The organism is Anaerosolibacter carboniphilus, from assembly GCF_014205875.1.
GTDB lineage: Bacteria > Bacillota > Clostridia > Peptostreptococcales > Thermotaleaceae > Anaerosolibacter > Anaerosolibacter carboniphilus.
Genome location: NZ_JACHEN010000003.1, coordinates 39,850 through 54,985, shown reverse-complemented (window position 1 = coordinate 54,985; position 15,136 = coordinate 39,850). Strand labels below are relative to the sequence as shown.

Annotated in this window: 13 protein-coding genes and 1 riboswitch; of the genes, 12 read left to right on the top strand and 1 reads right to left on the bottom strand. The window is 37.2% G+C overall.

Features of this window, described 5'->3' with window-relative positions; translation table 11 throughout:
* Positions 1-323: 323 nt before the first annotated feature.
* The 3 genes from HNQ80_RS03275 to HNQ80_RS03265 are packed head-to-tail and all read left to right on the top strand — an operon-like array spanning position 324 to position 4,739.
* A complete protein-coding gene (locus HNQ80_RS03275; RefSeq protein ID WP_243182958.1) occupies positions 324-1,256 on the top strand; it encodes an AAA family ATPase in 933 nt (310 codons plus the stop codon).
* Complete coding sequence (locus tag HNQ80_RS03270; protein WP_184308162.1) at positions 1,249-2,472, top strand: DUF58 domain-containing protein; 1,224 nt, start codon at positions 1,249-1,251, stop codon at positions 2,470-2,472. Before HNQ80_RS03275 ends, HNQ80_RS03270 begins: the two co-directional genes overlap by 8 nt.
* On the top strand, positions 2,448-4,739 hold the full coding sequence (locus HNQ80_RS03265; protein ID WP_184308160.1) for a transglutaminase family protein: 2,292 nt from the start codon (positions 2,448-2,450) through the stop codon (positions 4,737-4,739). Before HNQ80_RS03270 ends, HNQ80_RS03265 begins: the two co-directional genes overlap by 25 nt.
* Before the next feature lie 56 nt (positions 4,740-4,795).
* On the opposite strand, the gene HNQ80_RS03260 is transcribed toward HNQ80_RS03265, so the two are convergent.
* Complete coding sequence (locus HNQ80_RS03260; protein WP_330602744.1) at positions 4,796-5,203, bottom strand: transcriptional regulator PerR; 408 nt, start codon at positions 5,201-5,203, stop codon at positions 4,796-4,798.
* 226 nt (positions 5,204-5,429) lie between these two features.
* Here HNQ80_RS03260 and HNQ80_RS03255 point away from each other — a divergent pair, with 226 nt between their 5' ends.
* From HNQ80_RS03255 to HNQ80_RS03215, 9 genes are all read left to right on the top strand, one after another.
* Positions 5,430-6,578 (top strand): DUF362 domain-containing protein, encoded by a 1,149-nt coding sequence (locus tag HNQ80_RS03255; RefSeq protein ID WP_207726834.1) that lies wholly within the window; start codon positions 5,430-5,432, stop codon positions 6,576-6,578.
* Positions 6,579-6,645: 67 nt separating this feature from the next.
* Positions 6,646-7,578 (top strand): DUF362 domain-containing protein, encoded by a 933-nt coding sequence (locus tag HNQ80_RS03250; protein ID WP_184308155.1) that lies wholly within the window; start codon positions 6,646-6,648, stop codon positions 7,576-7,578.
* 149 nt (positions 7,579-7,727) lie between these two features.
* Positions 7,728-8,189 (top strand): chemotaxis protein CheX, encoded by a 462-nt coding sequence (locus HNQ80_RS03245; protein ID WP_184308153.1) that lies wholly within the window; start codon positions 7,728-7,730, stop codon positions 8,187-8,189.
* A gap of 10 nt (positions 8,190-8,199) precedes the next feature.
* Complete coding sequence (trmL, locus tag HNQ80_RS03240; RefSeq protein ID WP_184308151.1) at positions 8,200-8,670, top strand: tRNA (uridine(34)/cytosine(34)/5-carboxymethylaminomethyluridine(34)-2'-O)-methyltransferase TrmL; 471 nt, start codon at positions 8,200-8,202, stop codon at positions 8,668-8,670.
* Positions 8,671-8,860: 190 nt separating this feature from the next.
* Entirely contained in the window at positions 8,861-10,489 is a 1,629-nt protein-coding gene (locus tag HNQ80_RS03235; RefSeq protein ID WP_184308149.1) for a Na/Pi cotransporter family protein, read from the top strand.
* 219 nt (positions 10,490-10,708) lie between these two features.
* The gene (locus HNQ80_RS03230) at positions 10,709-12,340 is read left to right on the top strand and encodes a Na/Pi cotransporter family protein (RefSeq protein WP_184308147.1); all 1,632 of its coding nucleotides are present in this window, start codon (positions 10,709-10,711) and stop codon (positions 12,338-12,340) included.
* Positions 12,341-12,497: 157 nt separating this feature from the next.
* Positions 12,498-13,352: a DegV family protein gene (locus HNQ80_RS03225; protein WP_184308145.1), complete on the top strand. Its 855-nt coding sequence runs from the start codon at positions 12,498-12,500 to the stop codon at positions 13,350-13,352.
* A gap of 39 nt (positions 13,353-13,391) precedes the next feature.
* Entirely contained in the window at positions 13,392-14,237 is an 846-nt protein-coding gene (locus HNQ80_RS03220; protein WP_184308139.1) for a DegV family protein, read from the top strand.
* Between the two features lie 195 nt (positions 14,238-14,432).
* Positions 14,433-14,536, top strand: a riboswitch (glycine riboswitch).
* A 192-nt stretch (positions 14,537-14,728) separates the two neighbouring features.
* On the top strand, positions 14,729-15,121 hold the full coding sequence (locus tag HNQ80_RS03215; protein WP_184308136.1) for a GrdX family protein: 393 nt from the start codon (positions 14,729-14,731) through the stop codon (positions 15,119-15,121).
* The last annotated feature ends 15 nt before the right edge of the window (positions 15,122-15,136 follow it).

Genomic DNA, 15,136 nt, shown 5'->3' with positions numbered 1-15,136 from the left:
ATAATTATATAGGTAGATAAATAAGCCATCTTACTGGGTTGCCCATAGCAGCACAGAAGGATGGCTTTTTTATAGTATAAGGAAGTATACTTTCATATACTATAAAAAAGCAGGGGTGCAGGGGAAGTATTCCCATGCTGCAGTCAGAGGGGTGGTCAGGCTGCTTTGCAGCCGTCGAAGGGGAACTAGGTTCCCCTAGCGAAGCACACGTAGTGTGCCTTTTTATTAGCTAATGTTACAAAAACGTAAAGCTAAAAATATGAGAATTATATATATAATGGAAATAAGAATTATTAAAAAATTCAGAATTGATGGAGGATACCATGATAAAAAAAGTAATTGAAAACATTGAAAAAGTGATGGTTGGTAAGCAAGACAGCATTGAAAAAATGGTCATCGTTTTGCTTGTTGGAGGACATGTGCTGATAGAAGATGTCCCTGGTGTTGGAAAAACAACGATTGCCCAAGCCTTGGCAAAGTCAATGAACTGTAGTTTTTGTAGAATTCAATTTACGCCGGATTTGGTACCTTCTGATATTCTGGGGGTGTCCATATACAATCAAAAAGAAGGAAAGTTTGAATTTGTGAAAGGTCCGATTTATCACCAGATTATTTTAGCAGATGAAATCAATCGGACATCCCCGAAGACACAATCGAGCTTGTTGGAGGTTATGGAAGAGCATCAGATAACAATGGACGGCAAAACCTATAGGCTGGAAGATCCTTTTATGGTGATCGCAACCCAAAACCCCATTGAATATGAAGGAACTTTTCCTCTCCCTGAAGCGCAGTTGGATCGTTTTCTGATGAGAATTGCCTTAGGATATCCTTCTTTTAAAGAAGAGATAGAGATTATAAAAAGAAATGGGCGAGAATCCATGCTTGATGATCTGGATTCTGTGGTGACCATTGAAGAGCTACTGTCAGCTAGAGAAGCAATGCACAAGATATTTCTGAGTGAAGAATTAGAGGGGTATATTGTGGAGATTGTGAATGAAACCCGGCAACATCCAAGTGTTTTACTAGGATGTAGCCCAAGAGCTTCCATTGCTTTATACAAAACAGCCAAAGCTTATGCCTATATCAAGGGAAAAGAATTTGTTACTCCAGATGATATTAAATATTTGGCCAGTGATGTATTGAGTCATCGAATGATATTGAGACCAGAGGCCAAGTATAATGGACTTACCAATGAATTAGTCGTTCAAGAGATATTGAAAAAAGTGAGAATACCAGTGGTGAAGCATTATGCTTAGAAATGGGAAAATATTCATAGGATTGTTATTGATAAGCTTTGTATTTGCATTGTTGGCTGGAGGTATTCTTCCCTATTTAATACTTAAGATTTTACTGCTGATACTATTTTTTTCGTATATGAGTATTCGAATCAATAAAAAAAACTTAGCCTGTTTCTTCTATATTGACAAAAAAGAAGTGATGGTAGGAGATTCTCTGACCCTTGGATACAAGCTTAACAACACGAGTATTTTACCTGTAGCTTATGGAGAGATCGATTGTAAAATCGCGTCTAGACTAGGGAATACTACCATATCTGGGGAAATAAAAATGATCAATCCTTTAGAACTTGTCAATATACAAAGGCAAATACAATGTATCCATCGAGGCGTTTATCCCGTTGGTAGACTTCGGCTGAAAATAAGAGATATATTTCATCTTTTTGAAGAAACGATAGATTTTAATAATCAACTAGAGCTTAAGGTGTATCCTAGAATCTTTCAAATCAAGAGAATGACGATTCCAGCAGCAGAATTTTTTGGCAATGTTAGCGTATCTCAGAATACATACGAGGATTTTAGCAGCATAGAAAGTATTCGAAAATATGCGCCTGGGGATCCTGTAAAAAAGATTCATTGGAAGGCTTCTGCGAAATCCGGAGATCTTTACGTAAAAAACTATGAATTATCAGCCAATGCAAGCATTCTGTTTATCATCGACGGATATCATGGAAGTTATAGGAATGATGTGGATGGAAGGCTCGAAGAGAAAGTGATTGAAGTGGCTGGCTCGGTCATACGGCACTGTCTTTCTAAAAATTTGAATACATCTCTTGCCTGTACATGGAGAGAAAGAAATACCATTGGTGGAAAAGATGTTAGTAAATTTCAGTTATTTCTCACGGCACTTATGGATTTCATACCTGAAGGAAATTTACCTATTGAGAAGGTCTTAGAAAGAGAGAAGAATATGGTTCCATGGGGCACGACTTTGATTGTGCTGGCAGTATATTTGACAAAAGAGCTATGCGATGAAATCTTAAATTTAAGAAGAAAAAGAATTCATGTGATACTGATTTTAATAAAGTTAAAACAAGAAGACGCCATGGATATGTATGTGTATCATGGGGAGAGCTTGCTAAGGGAAAAAAAGGTTATTGTTCATAAAGTTTACCTCGATAGTGACATTAGAGAAATATTGGAGGATGAGCCATGCATCCAGTCAAGAAAAGCATAATCGATTTTATTTTGGGGGCTATGATAACGATAAGTATCAACTTGCTTGTCGAAGAGGCCTTAGGCTTTTCCATACCCATCCTAAGAATTATCTTCTTTCACCTTGGAATTTGGACTGGGATTTATTTTATTTTGAAATTTCCTCGTTGGGTGATACCGCCAATTGCTTTAGGGAGTATTTTTGCCATAGGTGTCTCTAATTATCAAGGAATATTACAAATTGAAAACCTATGGGATTTCGTAAAATGGGCGATAGCATTTATGAAAGGCGCTGAGGTATCAATCATATCAAGATATGATTTTTATCTGATTGTTTTGTTATTTACAATGGTTGACGCGATCACTGGCTTAATCTTGTTACGATTAAGAAGTACAGTGCTACTGTCTTTATGGAGTATATTTTTCATCATGGAATGGTATCGATATATTGATGGGGCCATTCGATACTTGAATATATTTATTTTTGGATTTATTTTGTTTTACATATACGAAAGTCATCAGCGGTATATAGAGAAAGTTGCTGAAAATCATCATGTTGGCACAGGAATTCCTTTTAGAAATATAGCAGCCTATGGCACCCTATCCTTGATGTTAATTATTGGCACAGCGAATCTCGTTTCAATCAAATTTGAACCCATATCCTTTCAGCGTATCAATGATACCATCGTAAGGATATTCCCGTCTTTTGCGGAGTGGAGAAGCGATGGAGAAGGCAAGGGTATTCATAGTGGATTTAAATTTGAAGAAACACCTTATCAAGCTAATAAGGAAAAGCTTGGGGGAGCTATTCAAGAAGACCGACGCACTGTTATGTATGTCTCGGCAGACCGTCAGCTATACCTTAGAGGACGTGTAAAAAGTCAGTATACAGGCAGTAATTGGTTGCCCCCTCAAGGAGAAGGGATTGAATTTCATGGGGATGATCAAAAACAGGTATATAGTGGGATTTCCTATGAAGAGTTAAAAGTAGAAGTTTATCCTACAAATATACAGACAAACACGATTTTCGCCCCCTATAAGCCTTTTCTAGTCAGTGTAGATGGATATAAGCCTTTTCTAGTCAGTGTAGATGGATATAAGGTTTTGAAAACAAAAGAAGATGAATTATATATTGTGAAGTCCATCTTTAAACCCAGCCCCCAGGCATATACCATTTATAGCAGAATTCCCATGATAAGGGAAGATGCAATTGGATTTGACACCAGATCATTGGGAGTGGAAATGGAGAATTATCTACAATTGCCTAGTAAACTATCTCCAAAAATAAAAGAATTGACGGAGAAGATTACGAATACGTATTCTACACCTTATGAGAAGATGAAAGGCATTGAGGCGTATTTACGCAAAACCTATCCCTATACATTAACGGTGGATACTGTTCCAGATCATAAAGATTTTGTAGAATATTTTCTATATGAAGAAAGAAAAGGATACTGCACATATTTTGCATCAGCAATGGCTGTGATGGGCAGAACTGTCGGGATACCTACTAGATATGTGGAAGGTTTTATCCTTCCCAGTGATAAAAATGAAGATGGATACTATGAAGTAACAGCAGACCGAGCCCATGCTTGGGTAGAAGCCTATTTTGATGGAATGGGGTGGATTACCTTCGAACCTACACCTGCCTACAACATTCAACGGATTGAAGTCCAGAATTCGCCCCAAAGGGCAGCAACCATCAATTCTATTGCTTCATCCCAAGAGCGAAACCCAAATTATTTGGCCTTTAAAAATCGACTGGATGAAGAGTTTGCTGGATTGAATTCTACCTTTGATAGTTCCAAGAACTATAGGCCAAAAGGCGTAAAATTATCAAAGGGGAGGCAAAGAATCATTCTAGAAATTATTGTTTTCTTGATAGTAAGCATGTTATTAAGAATAGGATTTTGCATTATCAGAATTCGAAAGCTTCGCTTAGCCATAGAAAACGCTGGAGCCATGGGGTACTATTATGAAGCCATTACATCACTTGCTAAATATCTACAACCAAATGAAGACGAAGTCTTGACACCCCGAGAACTTTTAAAATCCGTGGAAAAATATTTCTTTGCAGATCAAGATATAAGTGAAATTATTGAAATCATTGAAAAAGGGCTATATAGTGGTCAAAATTTATCACGACAGGAGTTGAAAGCAATGCAGATTTTTGAGAGGAACATGGAGCAAATTGTAAGAAAAAGGCTAGGTATATGGTTGTTTTTCTATCATAAATACATCAAAGGTAATCTGTATAGAATTGAATTAAGAAAAGCATTTCCACTGTAGCTAATTAACTATAAAACAGAAAAGAGCAGCCATAAGGCTGCTCTTGATTCATAGATTTATTTACATTGAGGACATAATCCATAAAAGTATAGCTGTTGTTTGAGAATAGAATAATTTGTGAAAGAATTAACTTTGTCTACAAGATCAGAAAAAATACCTTCTTCAATATCATCAACTTTATGGCATGCAGTACAGATGATATGGGGATGAGAATTTACGTTGGCATCATAACGAAAGCTAGATTCTCCAACATTCAGCTCTTGAACCAAACCTGCTTTTTTAAACACATCAAGGGATTTGTAGACGGTAGCAAGGCTCATGGTAGGATAAATAGGTTCAAGCTTCTTATAAATGACTTCAGCGCTAGGATGTTCCATCGTATTTATGAGTATGTCGTATATAGCGATACGCTGAGGTGTTACCTTCATACCGTGATCCCTTAGGGTTTTTGTAAATTCTTTCACGACAACACGCTCCATTCAATTACAATCTGTTCTGCTAGTTCGATTATATTACAAAATGGATTTATTTGTCAAATAGCAATATGAAATTTGGTGAAAATTTAAACAAATGATTATTTTTCTTTTATGAATATTCTTTAATAATGGGATAGATTGCGTTTGGGGTACATATGTTTTATGATATATCTAATATGAAACGATAATTGTTATAGAAAGAAAGGTGTTATATTTGAAAAAAGTTTCCCTTGTAAGATGTGAGGATTATGCATACGAGAAAGTAAAAGAAGCGATTCAGCAAAGTTTAAAGCACTTGGGTGGAATCGAAAAGTACATTCAGCCAGGAGACAAGGTATTGTTAAAGTTAAACCTATTGATGAAAAAAAGGCCTGAGGAGGCGACAACAACTCATCCTAGTTTTGCAAAGGCATTGGCTGAGATTCTTAGAGATTATGGCGCTGACGTGATCATAGGAGACAGTCCTGGGGGACCATTTAATGAAAGCGCCTTAAGAGGTGTATATAAAGCCTGTGGTATAGAAGAAATTGCAAAAGACGTTGGGGCTAAGTTGAATTATAATACCGGTGTAGTGGAGATAAAGAATGAAAATGGACTTTTATTAAAGAAGATCACAGCGATTGAGGTATTAAAGGAAGTTGATAAAGTTATATCTGTATCTAAATTAAAAACCCATGGGATGATGATGTTTACTGGAGCGGTAAAAAACATGTTTGGTATTGTTGCTGGATTGGAAAAGGCAGAATATCATGTGCGAATGCCTAATAATGTAGATTTTTCCAATGCCCTTGTCGATATCTGCTTAGCGAGCAAACCTATATTATCATTCATGGATGGAATCGTTGGCATGGAAGGTGCAGGTCCTAGCGCAGGGGAACCAAGAAAAATTGGTGCAGTGATTGCTTCTGAAAGTCCGTATCATTTAGATGTGGTAGCTACTTCGATGATTGGGTTAACACCTACAAAGGTACCGACAATCCAGCGATGTGTGGAGCGGGGATTATGTTTGGGAAACCTTCAAGACATTGAGTTAATTGGTGGAGTTATAGAAGAATTTATCATGAAAGATTTTAAAATTCCAGAGATTAGAGGACTAGATTTATTGGAAGGAAAGCTGCCTAAGTTTCTTCGCGATATTTTGAATGAACTTATGCAGCCAAAACCGATCTTTGCACATGATCGATGTGTAGGATGTAGTGATTGTGCTGAGAATTGTCCGCCTCGAGTCATCGAAATGAAGGATAAGAAGCCCAATGTCAGGCTGGATGAATGTATAAGATGTTTTTGCTGTCAAGAGCTTTGCCCGGTGAAAGCGGTAGAAATTCATCGACCGTTGCTTATGAAATTATTGGCTAGGCTGTAACAGGAGAGAATACTTCTCACTTTTTTAAATCATACTATCAGTATTCTATTGGATATGAGGTGGTATGATGAGAAAAGAAAGAAGAGTAAAGGAACCTATCGTTGCATTAATGAAGGATCGATATGAAGAGAGATCTATCATAAATGCTCTTGAACTATTGCCTATGGATCAGATCATTAAGGCAGGAGATGTGGTAGTAATCACACCCAACTGGGTAAAAGCAAAGTTCCCGTATACTGGAACTGTAGTTGGTCCCCATACCCTCCAAAAGCTTATTCAGTATATTAAGACAAAGAATCCTAAAAAAATTTATATCGCCACAGGATCTGGTGGTGATCCAACACCTAAGGTGATGAAAGCTGTTGGGTACGACCAAATTATTCAAGAGGAAGAGGTAGAATTTTTAGATCTAAATTATGGACCCTATACGGAATTGGATTTGGCCAATGGGACGGTATCATCTACGAAGATAAATAAATTGATTGAAGAGATGGATGTACTAATCTCATTTACCCAATTAAAGCATCATGAAGAGGCGACAGTAAGTGCAGGCATAAAGAATATAGCTTTGGGCTGGCCTCCCGCTGAGATACATGGATTTCCAAAAAAAGATTTAGGTATCCATGAGGATCTCCATGGTTTTATCGTTGCTATGGCGAAAAAAATACCTATAGACTTGACCATTATCAGTGCTGATAAAACAATGATTGGAACGGGTCCTTCTGATGGAAAGGCTGTGGACACACCTGGACTAATTATTGCAGGCACAGATCCCGTGGCTACTGATACCATTGGTGCAAGATTGCTAGGTTTTCTTCCTCAAGCTGTTCAATACATTTATACCCTATACAAGGAGGGCGTAGGAGCAGCACAACCAGAGAAGATGGTATTACGAGGTATTACTCTGGAAGAGGCTGAAAACATCTTTAGTCAAGCGGCTTATGATCAGAAGATTGCATTGGATAAAGAGAAAATAAAGGACATTCATGGCAATCGATAATTAAAGAATTGAGGTGCTGTATTTTGTTTTAAAAATACAAAACTTCTACAAAAGTCGATTTGATCCCCTGTAAAAACTTTTCTTTTAACTTTTTTATGATATAATAACAGAAATACTTAATGAACATGTTGGTTGAGGAGGCGGACGATGTGAAGGCGGAATTTATCAATCCTTTTATTAGTGCCAGTAAAGATATTTTAATACAGATGGCAGGTATTTCAAGTGAAATGGGAAAAATCTATGTAAAGGATTCACCATTTGCATCTCAAAATGTTGCGATCATCATTGGCTTAACAGGAGGAATTAAGGGACAAGTACTGATTAATATGGGTGAATCGATGGCACTAAAGATCGCTTCTAATATGATGGGCGGTATGCCAGTAGCTGCCTTAGATGAAATTGCCAGAAGTGCAATTTCAGAATTAGGCAATATGATTTTAGGAAATGCCGCTACTTTGCTTTATAATTTAGGAGTGACCATGGATATAACACCGCCTACTTTGTTGGTGGGGGAAAAAATTTCTTTATCAACTGCTCAGCTGAAAACCATATGTATACCCTTAGAGACAGAAATGGGTACCTTTGAAATTGACATTGCAGTAAAGGAGTAGAGAATAGGAAATGACGATCAATATTGTTTTATTTGAGCCTGAAATCCCGCCTAATACGGGGAATATTGCGAGAAGCTGTGCTGCTACAGGCAGTCGATTACATTTGATCAAGCCCTTAGGTTTTTCTGTAGAAGACAAGCAATTAAAGCGGGCAGGATTAGATTATTGGGACTTGTTAGACCTTCATATCTATGAGAATTTAAATGAGTTTTTTCAAAAGCATTCCCAAGGAAGGTTTTATTACGCTACAACCAAGGCCAAGAAATACTATACAGACATTGTGTTTCAAGATGAGGATTTTATTATCTTTGGGAAAGAGACGGCAGGTCTTCCACCAGAAATATTGGCGAACAATATGGAAACCTGCATAAAGATTCCAATGCTGCCCGTTGATAAAGCTCGTTCTCTCAATTTAGCGAATTCAGTGAATATTATTCTATTTGAAGCATTAAGGCAGCTTGGATTTGAAAATTTAGTATAAAAAGAATTTGTAACGTGAACCGTCATTGATAAAATGATGGTTTTTTTGCATTTGTAGCTTTTTAAATGCATAGGTTTAGTGATTTAACATAAATTTAAAAAAATTAACGATGAATTAACAAAAACATCAAAAAATAGTGTATGATATACAAGGATAAGTTTACTGGATTTTAAATTATTGGAGGGACAGCATGAAGATCATTTTTGAACTACTTGGAGGACTGGGTCTTTTTCTTTACGGCATGACCATCATGGGTGATGGGCTTGAAAAGGCTGCTGGAGATAAGATGAAAAAGATTATTGAAGTATTGACCAATAATCGAGCTGTGGCAGTTATAATAGGTGCCTTGGTGACGATGATTATTCAAAGCAGCAGTGCTACCACTGTCATGGTAGTGGGCTTTGTCAATGCAGGAATTATGACGTTAACTCAGGCTACGGGAATCATTATGGGTGCCAATATCGGTACGACCGTTACCGCCCAGATCGTTTCTTTGGATCTTAGCAAGATAGCACCTTTGGTTGTAGGTCTAGCCGTAGGGGTATGGTTATTTGCAGAGAATAAAAAAACAAAGAATATTGCAGAAATCTTTATAGGTTTTGGAATATTGTTTATTGGTATGGACTTTATGAAGCAGGCAGTGAAACCGTTGAAGGAATATGAAGGGTTCAAGATGATGATGTTAAGCTTTGGTAAAGGAACCTTCATGGACTCTTTATTAGCTGTTTTAACAGGTTTTGTGGTGACTGCCACGGTTCAAAGCAGCAGTGCGGTGACAGGAATTTTGATTGCTTTAGCAAGTGAAGGCTTTCTGCCAATCGAGGCATCTTTGCCTATTATTTTTGGAACCAACATAGGGACTTGTGTTACAGCAATGCTATCAAGTATAGGTGCTAACCGAACGGCAAAAAGAGCAGCATTTATCCATTTCATGTTTAACTTTATCGGAACAATCATTTTTATGATCTTCTTTAGGAGCTTAACCATCAAACTAGTACAAACCATCTCACCTGATAACGCAGCGAGACAGTTGGCCAATGCCCATACTTTCTTTAATATTGTAAACACATTGATGTTGTTTCCATTTGCTGGAATCTTGGTAAAGCTGGCGAATACCATTATTCCTGTAAAGGACTACGAAATAGAAGAGGTCAGGGGAATCAAACACTTAGATGATCGTATCCTGGAGACACCATCTATTGCTATTGTCCAAGTCATGAAGGAGACGCTGAATATGGGACAATTGGCATTGGAGAACTATAATAAATCTATAGATGCCTTTATTGAAAAAAATGAGAAGTACGTTCATGATGTATTCAAACAGGAAAAAATAATTAATCAAATGGAACAAGAAATCGCAGCATATTTAGTAAAGTTATCCAATACGCCATTATCTGCTGAGCAACATGAGACTGTAGATAGTTTGTTCAATACGATCAATGATATTGAGAGGGTAGGGGATCACAGTGACAATCTAGCGGAGTTATCCCTATACACCATAGAGCATGATATTAGTTTTTCAGATATTGGAATGGAAGAATTAAAAGAAATCCACAGCAAAGTGGTAGATGCATACACACGAGCCATAGATGCTTTAAAAACGGGTGACCTCCGTGGAGCAAATAAGGTGATTCAGATTGAGGGAGAAGTAGATGCTTTAGAAAAGAGTCTGAGAGCCCATCATATTCAACGCTTGAATAAGCAATTGTGCTCTCCTGAGTCCGGTGTGATTTTCTTGGATATGCTTAGCAATTTAGAAAGAATAGCGGATCATGCATCCAATATAGCCATGGCTGTTATCGATACAAGTCGAAGATAACATTTAGGAGATATCGTAATGATATCTCTTTTTACATGCAATTAACAAAATCAATAAAATGTTAAAAGATTTAACATAGGCTTAACAAAAAGCATAAAAAAATGTCGTATGATATACAAGGTAGTTATTGAATACGGGAGGTGCATGTACAAGCATACATTTAATATATTTTAGGTAAACTATTTTGAAGTGTGAATGATAATCATGGGAGGATGGAAAATGGGCATCGCATTTGGACTTATTGGTGGACTAGGTTTATTTTTGTATGGAATGCGTATTATGGGTGATGGTCTTGAGAAAGCAGCTGGGGAGAAACTGAAGAGGTTAGTTGAGGTTTTAACAAACAATCGAGTTATGGGCGTACTTGTAGGTACAATCGTAACAATGGTCATTCAAAGTAGTAGTGCTACAACGGTTATGGTTGTAGGTTTTGTAAATGCAGGCATTATGAAGCTGACCCAAGCGGTAGGAGTCATCATGGGTGCCAACATCGGTACAACGGTTACAGCCCAGTTAGTATCTTTCAAATTAACGGATTATGCACCAGTGGCAGTGGGAATTGGTGTTGCGATTTGGTTATTTACTTCAAATAAAAGAACAAAAAACATTGCAGAAATATTGATTGGATTTGGTATATTGTTTATCGGTATGGAAACTATGTCTGATTCCATGAAGCCGCTTCGTGAATTTGAGGGCTTCAAGACGTTATTGGCTAGTTTTGGAGGAGGCTCGATTACGGATACACTTCTTGGTATTTTGGCGGGCTTTGGTATTACGGCGATTATCCAGAGTAGTAGTGCATCCATTGGTATTTTGATTGCGTTGGCCAGCCAAGGATTACTTCCGATAGAATCAGCACTACCGATTTTATTTGGTGACAATATTGGAACTTGCGTGACGGCTATGTTGTCTAGTATAGGAGCAACAAAAACTGCGAAAAGAGCTGCATTCATACACTTTTTATTTAATGTTATCGGAACTATTATTTTCGTATTGTTATTGCAAGGACCAGTGCTTCATTTTGTTAAAAACATCTCGCCGGGGGATTCTGCAAGACAGATTGCAAATGCCCATACCATGTTTAACATTGGAAATATGCTCATACAGCTGCCATTTGCAGGGGTTCTAGTATTTATTGCAAGGAAAGCTATACCGGAAACAGCTGATGAACAAGATCAAGTCATGGGTGTGAAATATCTAGATGATCGTATTTTAGAAACACCATCTATTGCTTTGGGGCAGACTATTAAAGAAGTTCTTCATATGGGAAATTTGGCTTTAGATTCTTATCGAAAATCTATGGAAGCTTTTTTCAAAGCCGATGAAAAGATTGCCCATGAGGTATTTAATCTTGAAAGTGCGGTGAATAATTTAGAGAGAGAAATTGCTGCATATCTTGTAAAATTATCAAATACGTCCTTATCTGGAGAACAGCACGAGATTGTGGATGGTCTATTCAACACCATCAATGATATTGAGCGGGTAGGGGATCACGCAGATAATCTGGCTGAACTGGCAATCTATCGTATAGAAAATAAATTAGACTTTAGTGAGGGTGCTTTACAAGAATTACAGTTGATGAATGATCGTGTGATAAAATCCTATGAGCAGGCAATTCTTGCTTTAAAAACAGGGGATACGAACATTGCGAAGCGGGTTATTGAGCGAGAAGGTGAGATTGATCACATGGAGAAGTCTCTAAGAGCCAGCCATATTGCTCGCTTAAATAAACAACAATGCTCTCCAGGTGCAGGCGTAATATTCCTAGATGTGATTAGTAACCTTGAGAGAATCGGAGATCATGCAAAAAAAATCGCTTTTGCAGTAATTGATGCCACACAAAAATCATAATGAATGATAGAATGAAATAAGATGCTGTATTTACAGCATCTTATTTCATTCTAGTACATACATGGAAGGGAAAATATGGTTGTAAATTCGTATTTTTGGTAATACAATAATATGTAAGGCAAATGTAGAGCAAACTGGAAACTGAGGTGAACAGTAGATGATTAGAATTGTAACGGACAGTGTATCGGATATTCCAAAGGATTTAATCAATGACTTAGAAATTGAGGTTCTACCTTTAACTGTGAACTTTGAGAACAAATCATATAGAGATGGTATTGATTTATCTGCTGAAGAGTTTTTTACACAAATGGCCAAAAGCCCTAAATTACCAACAACATCCCAGGTTACACCTGGAGAGTTCCTCAATGTTTTTAAAGAGATGACAAGCCGTGGAGATGAAGTGATCGCCATATTGATGTCTTCGAAGCTGAGCGGCACATACAACTCTGCTATGACGGCGAAGAACATGCTGGGAGATGTAGAAATTGATATTATTGACTCCAAAGGTGTTACCCTAGGTTATGGACTCCTTGTCATTGAAGGGGCTAGAATGGCAAAAAGTGGTTATACTAGAAAAGAAATTATCGACCGGATTACATATATGCAAGAAAAGCTAGAATATAAATTTATTGTAGATACCCTCGAAAACCTATATAAGGGTGGGCGCTTAAATGCTGCAGAGGCTTTTATGGGAAAACTATTGAATATTAAACCCATATTGACGGTAAAGGATGGCGGTCTTGTTCTTGAGGACAAGGTAAGAGGAAGAAAAAAAGCAATGAAATGGTTGGTTGATTGGTTGAAGGACCACAATATTGATTTATCGAATCAGACCATAGGAGTAAATCACTCCAATGATGAAGCCTATGCCCTTGAATTAATAGATGTAATACGTGAGAATTTTGAAGTTAAGGAAATTATCTTATCTAAAACCGGCTGTGTTGTCAGTACCCATGCAGGACAAGGCGCGGTTGCTATGTATTTTTTGAATGAATATTCGAATCAGCAATAGAAGCAGTATATTGCTGAATGCGCAAAAGGAGGAATTTGAGTGAAGCCTATTAAAATAATCGGGGATAGTCTTTCAGATATTCCAAAAGATTTAGTGGTAAAATATAATATTTCTATACTTCCTTTGACCATCCGATTTGGTGATGAAGAATACAAGGATGGAATCGACTTAAACCCAACTCAGTTTTTTGAGAAACTTAAGATTTCAAGTGAAACTCCTAGCACATCTCAGGTACCCCCCCACGATTTTCTAGTAGAAATAGAGACGGCATTGAAAAATGGATATGAAGTCATTGTGATCAATGGGTCATCAGGCGTAAGCGGAACCCATCAATCCGCATTGATGGCAAAAATGCAGCTAGATTCAGATGATGTGACGGTGGTAGATACCCAGGCTCTTTCCTATGCTTGTGGAATGATTGTGGTTGAGGCAGCTAGAATGGCTCAAACTGGTAAAAGCAAAAAAGAAATATTGGACAGAATTGAGAATATGAAAAATCGTGCAGATCATCTCTTTTCTGTGGAAACCTTGGAATATCTAAAAAGAGGCGGGCGATTAAGCGCTGCCAAAGCAGCGATTGGAACAATTCTAAATGTAAAGCCTATCCTAACTATTGCTGATGGTAAGGTGGAGAATCTGGATAAAGTAAGGGGCAGCAAAAAAATTATTCCAAGAATGATTGAATTGGCGAAGGAAAGAGGTATAAGAAAAGGCTGTGAAATCATAGGGCTAGCTGCGGGGGATAATATGGAAGTTCTACAAATATTAAAAGAAGAGATTATAAGAGAATTTGAGCCGAAGGAACTGGTGACTACGAATATTGGCTGCACCATTGGTACTCATACGGGTCCGGACTTGTTGGCTTTATTCTATTTGAAAGGTTAGGAAGCAATGGATATGAATTGATTTCCATTGATTAAATTGCATAAAGAAAGAATCTATTGTAACTACTGTTTAAATTCAGAAAATTCAGCCGCAATAAATGTATTGTCAAACATTTAGCAAGTGTAATATAATGAAGATAGAATAAATCTATGAAAAATCTGGAATAGATAATGAAAATCAATATATTGAATCTGGCTGATGAATGCGGGAGAGAGCTTTAATAAGCCGCCGAAGGAACAAACCCAAAAAAATGCCGTTTTTTAGGTGAAATTCTCAGGCAAAAGGACCGTATTTTGACAGATCTCTGGAAAGCTTTTTCAAAAGCACCGAAGGGGCAATTCTATTTAGAAGAAACTCTCAGGTTTAAGACAGAGGAGTAGGGCAATGGATTATTTGCTGTGCTTCTCTGTTTTTTTCATACATAACGACTATTTTTAAAAAAACTAGGAGTAAAACGTTTTCCTGAAAATGAGAAAATTCGAGGTGGAAATTTGAAAAAAATAATTATTACAAATAATCCAAAAGTATATGAAAATTATTGCAACAAAATGGACATAATGTATTCTGAAACTTATACCTATCTAGATGTTTTATCAAAGGCAAGGGATAAGATTCATGAAGGTCATAATCTCTTGACGCATCCATTGTCAGGGAGTGTCAAACCAAATGAGACACCTTACAAATCGTTGGCGATATCTATCGAATGTGGAAGTTTAGACATGAATTCTCTGATGATTATCGAGGAAAGTATTGCTACAGCCAGAAAGTTTATTACGGGCAAAAAAACACCCCATTGGACAGAGCGAATCCTTGAGGATTTTCAGATGATAGATTACTATCTCATCAAGAGTGGCATTGAAAGTATGGATCAATTCCATGAATAAGATTTATATATTAAG

Coding starts and splice junctions, on each gene's coding strand:
- HNQ80_RS03275 (WP_243182958.1), top strand. CDS start 324: ATGATAAAAAAAGTAATTGAAAACATTGAAAAAGTGATGGTTGGTAAG.
- HNQ80_RS03270 (WP_184308162.1), top strand. CDS start 1,249: ATGCTTAGAAATGGGAAAATATTCATAGGATTGTTATTGATAAGCTTT.
- HNQ80_RS03265 (WP_184308160.1), top strand. CDS start 2,448: ATGCATCCAGTCAAGAAAAGCATAATCGATTTTATTTTGGGGGCTATG.
- HNQ80_RS03250 (WP_184308155.1), top strand. CDS start 6,646: ATGAGAAAAGAAAGAAGAGTAAAGGAACCTATCGTTGCATTAATGAAG.
- trmL (WP_184308151.1), top strand. CDS start 8,200: ATGACGATCAATATTGTTTTATTTGAGCCTGAAATCCCGCCTAATACG.
- HNQ80_RS03235 (WP_184308149.1), top strand. CDS start 8,861: ATGAAGATCATTTTTGAACTACTTGGAGGACTGGGTCTTTTTCTTTAC.
- HNQ80_RS03230 (WP_184308147.1), top strand. CDS start 10,709: ATGGGCATCGCATTTGGACTTATTGGTGGACTAGGTTTATTTTTGTAT.
- HNQ80_RS03225 (WP_184308145.1), top strand. CDS start 12,498: ATGATTAGAATTGTAACGGACAGTGTATCGGATATTCCAAAGGATTTA.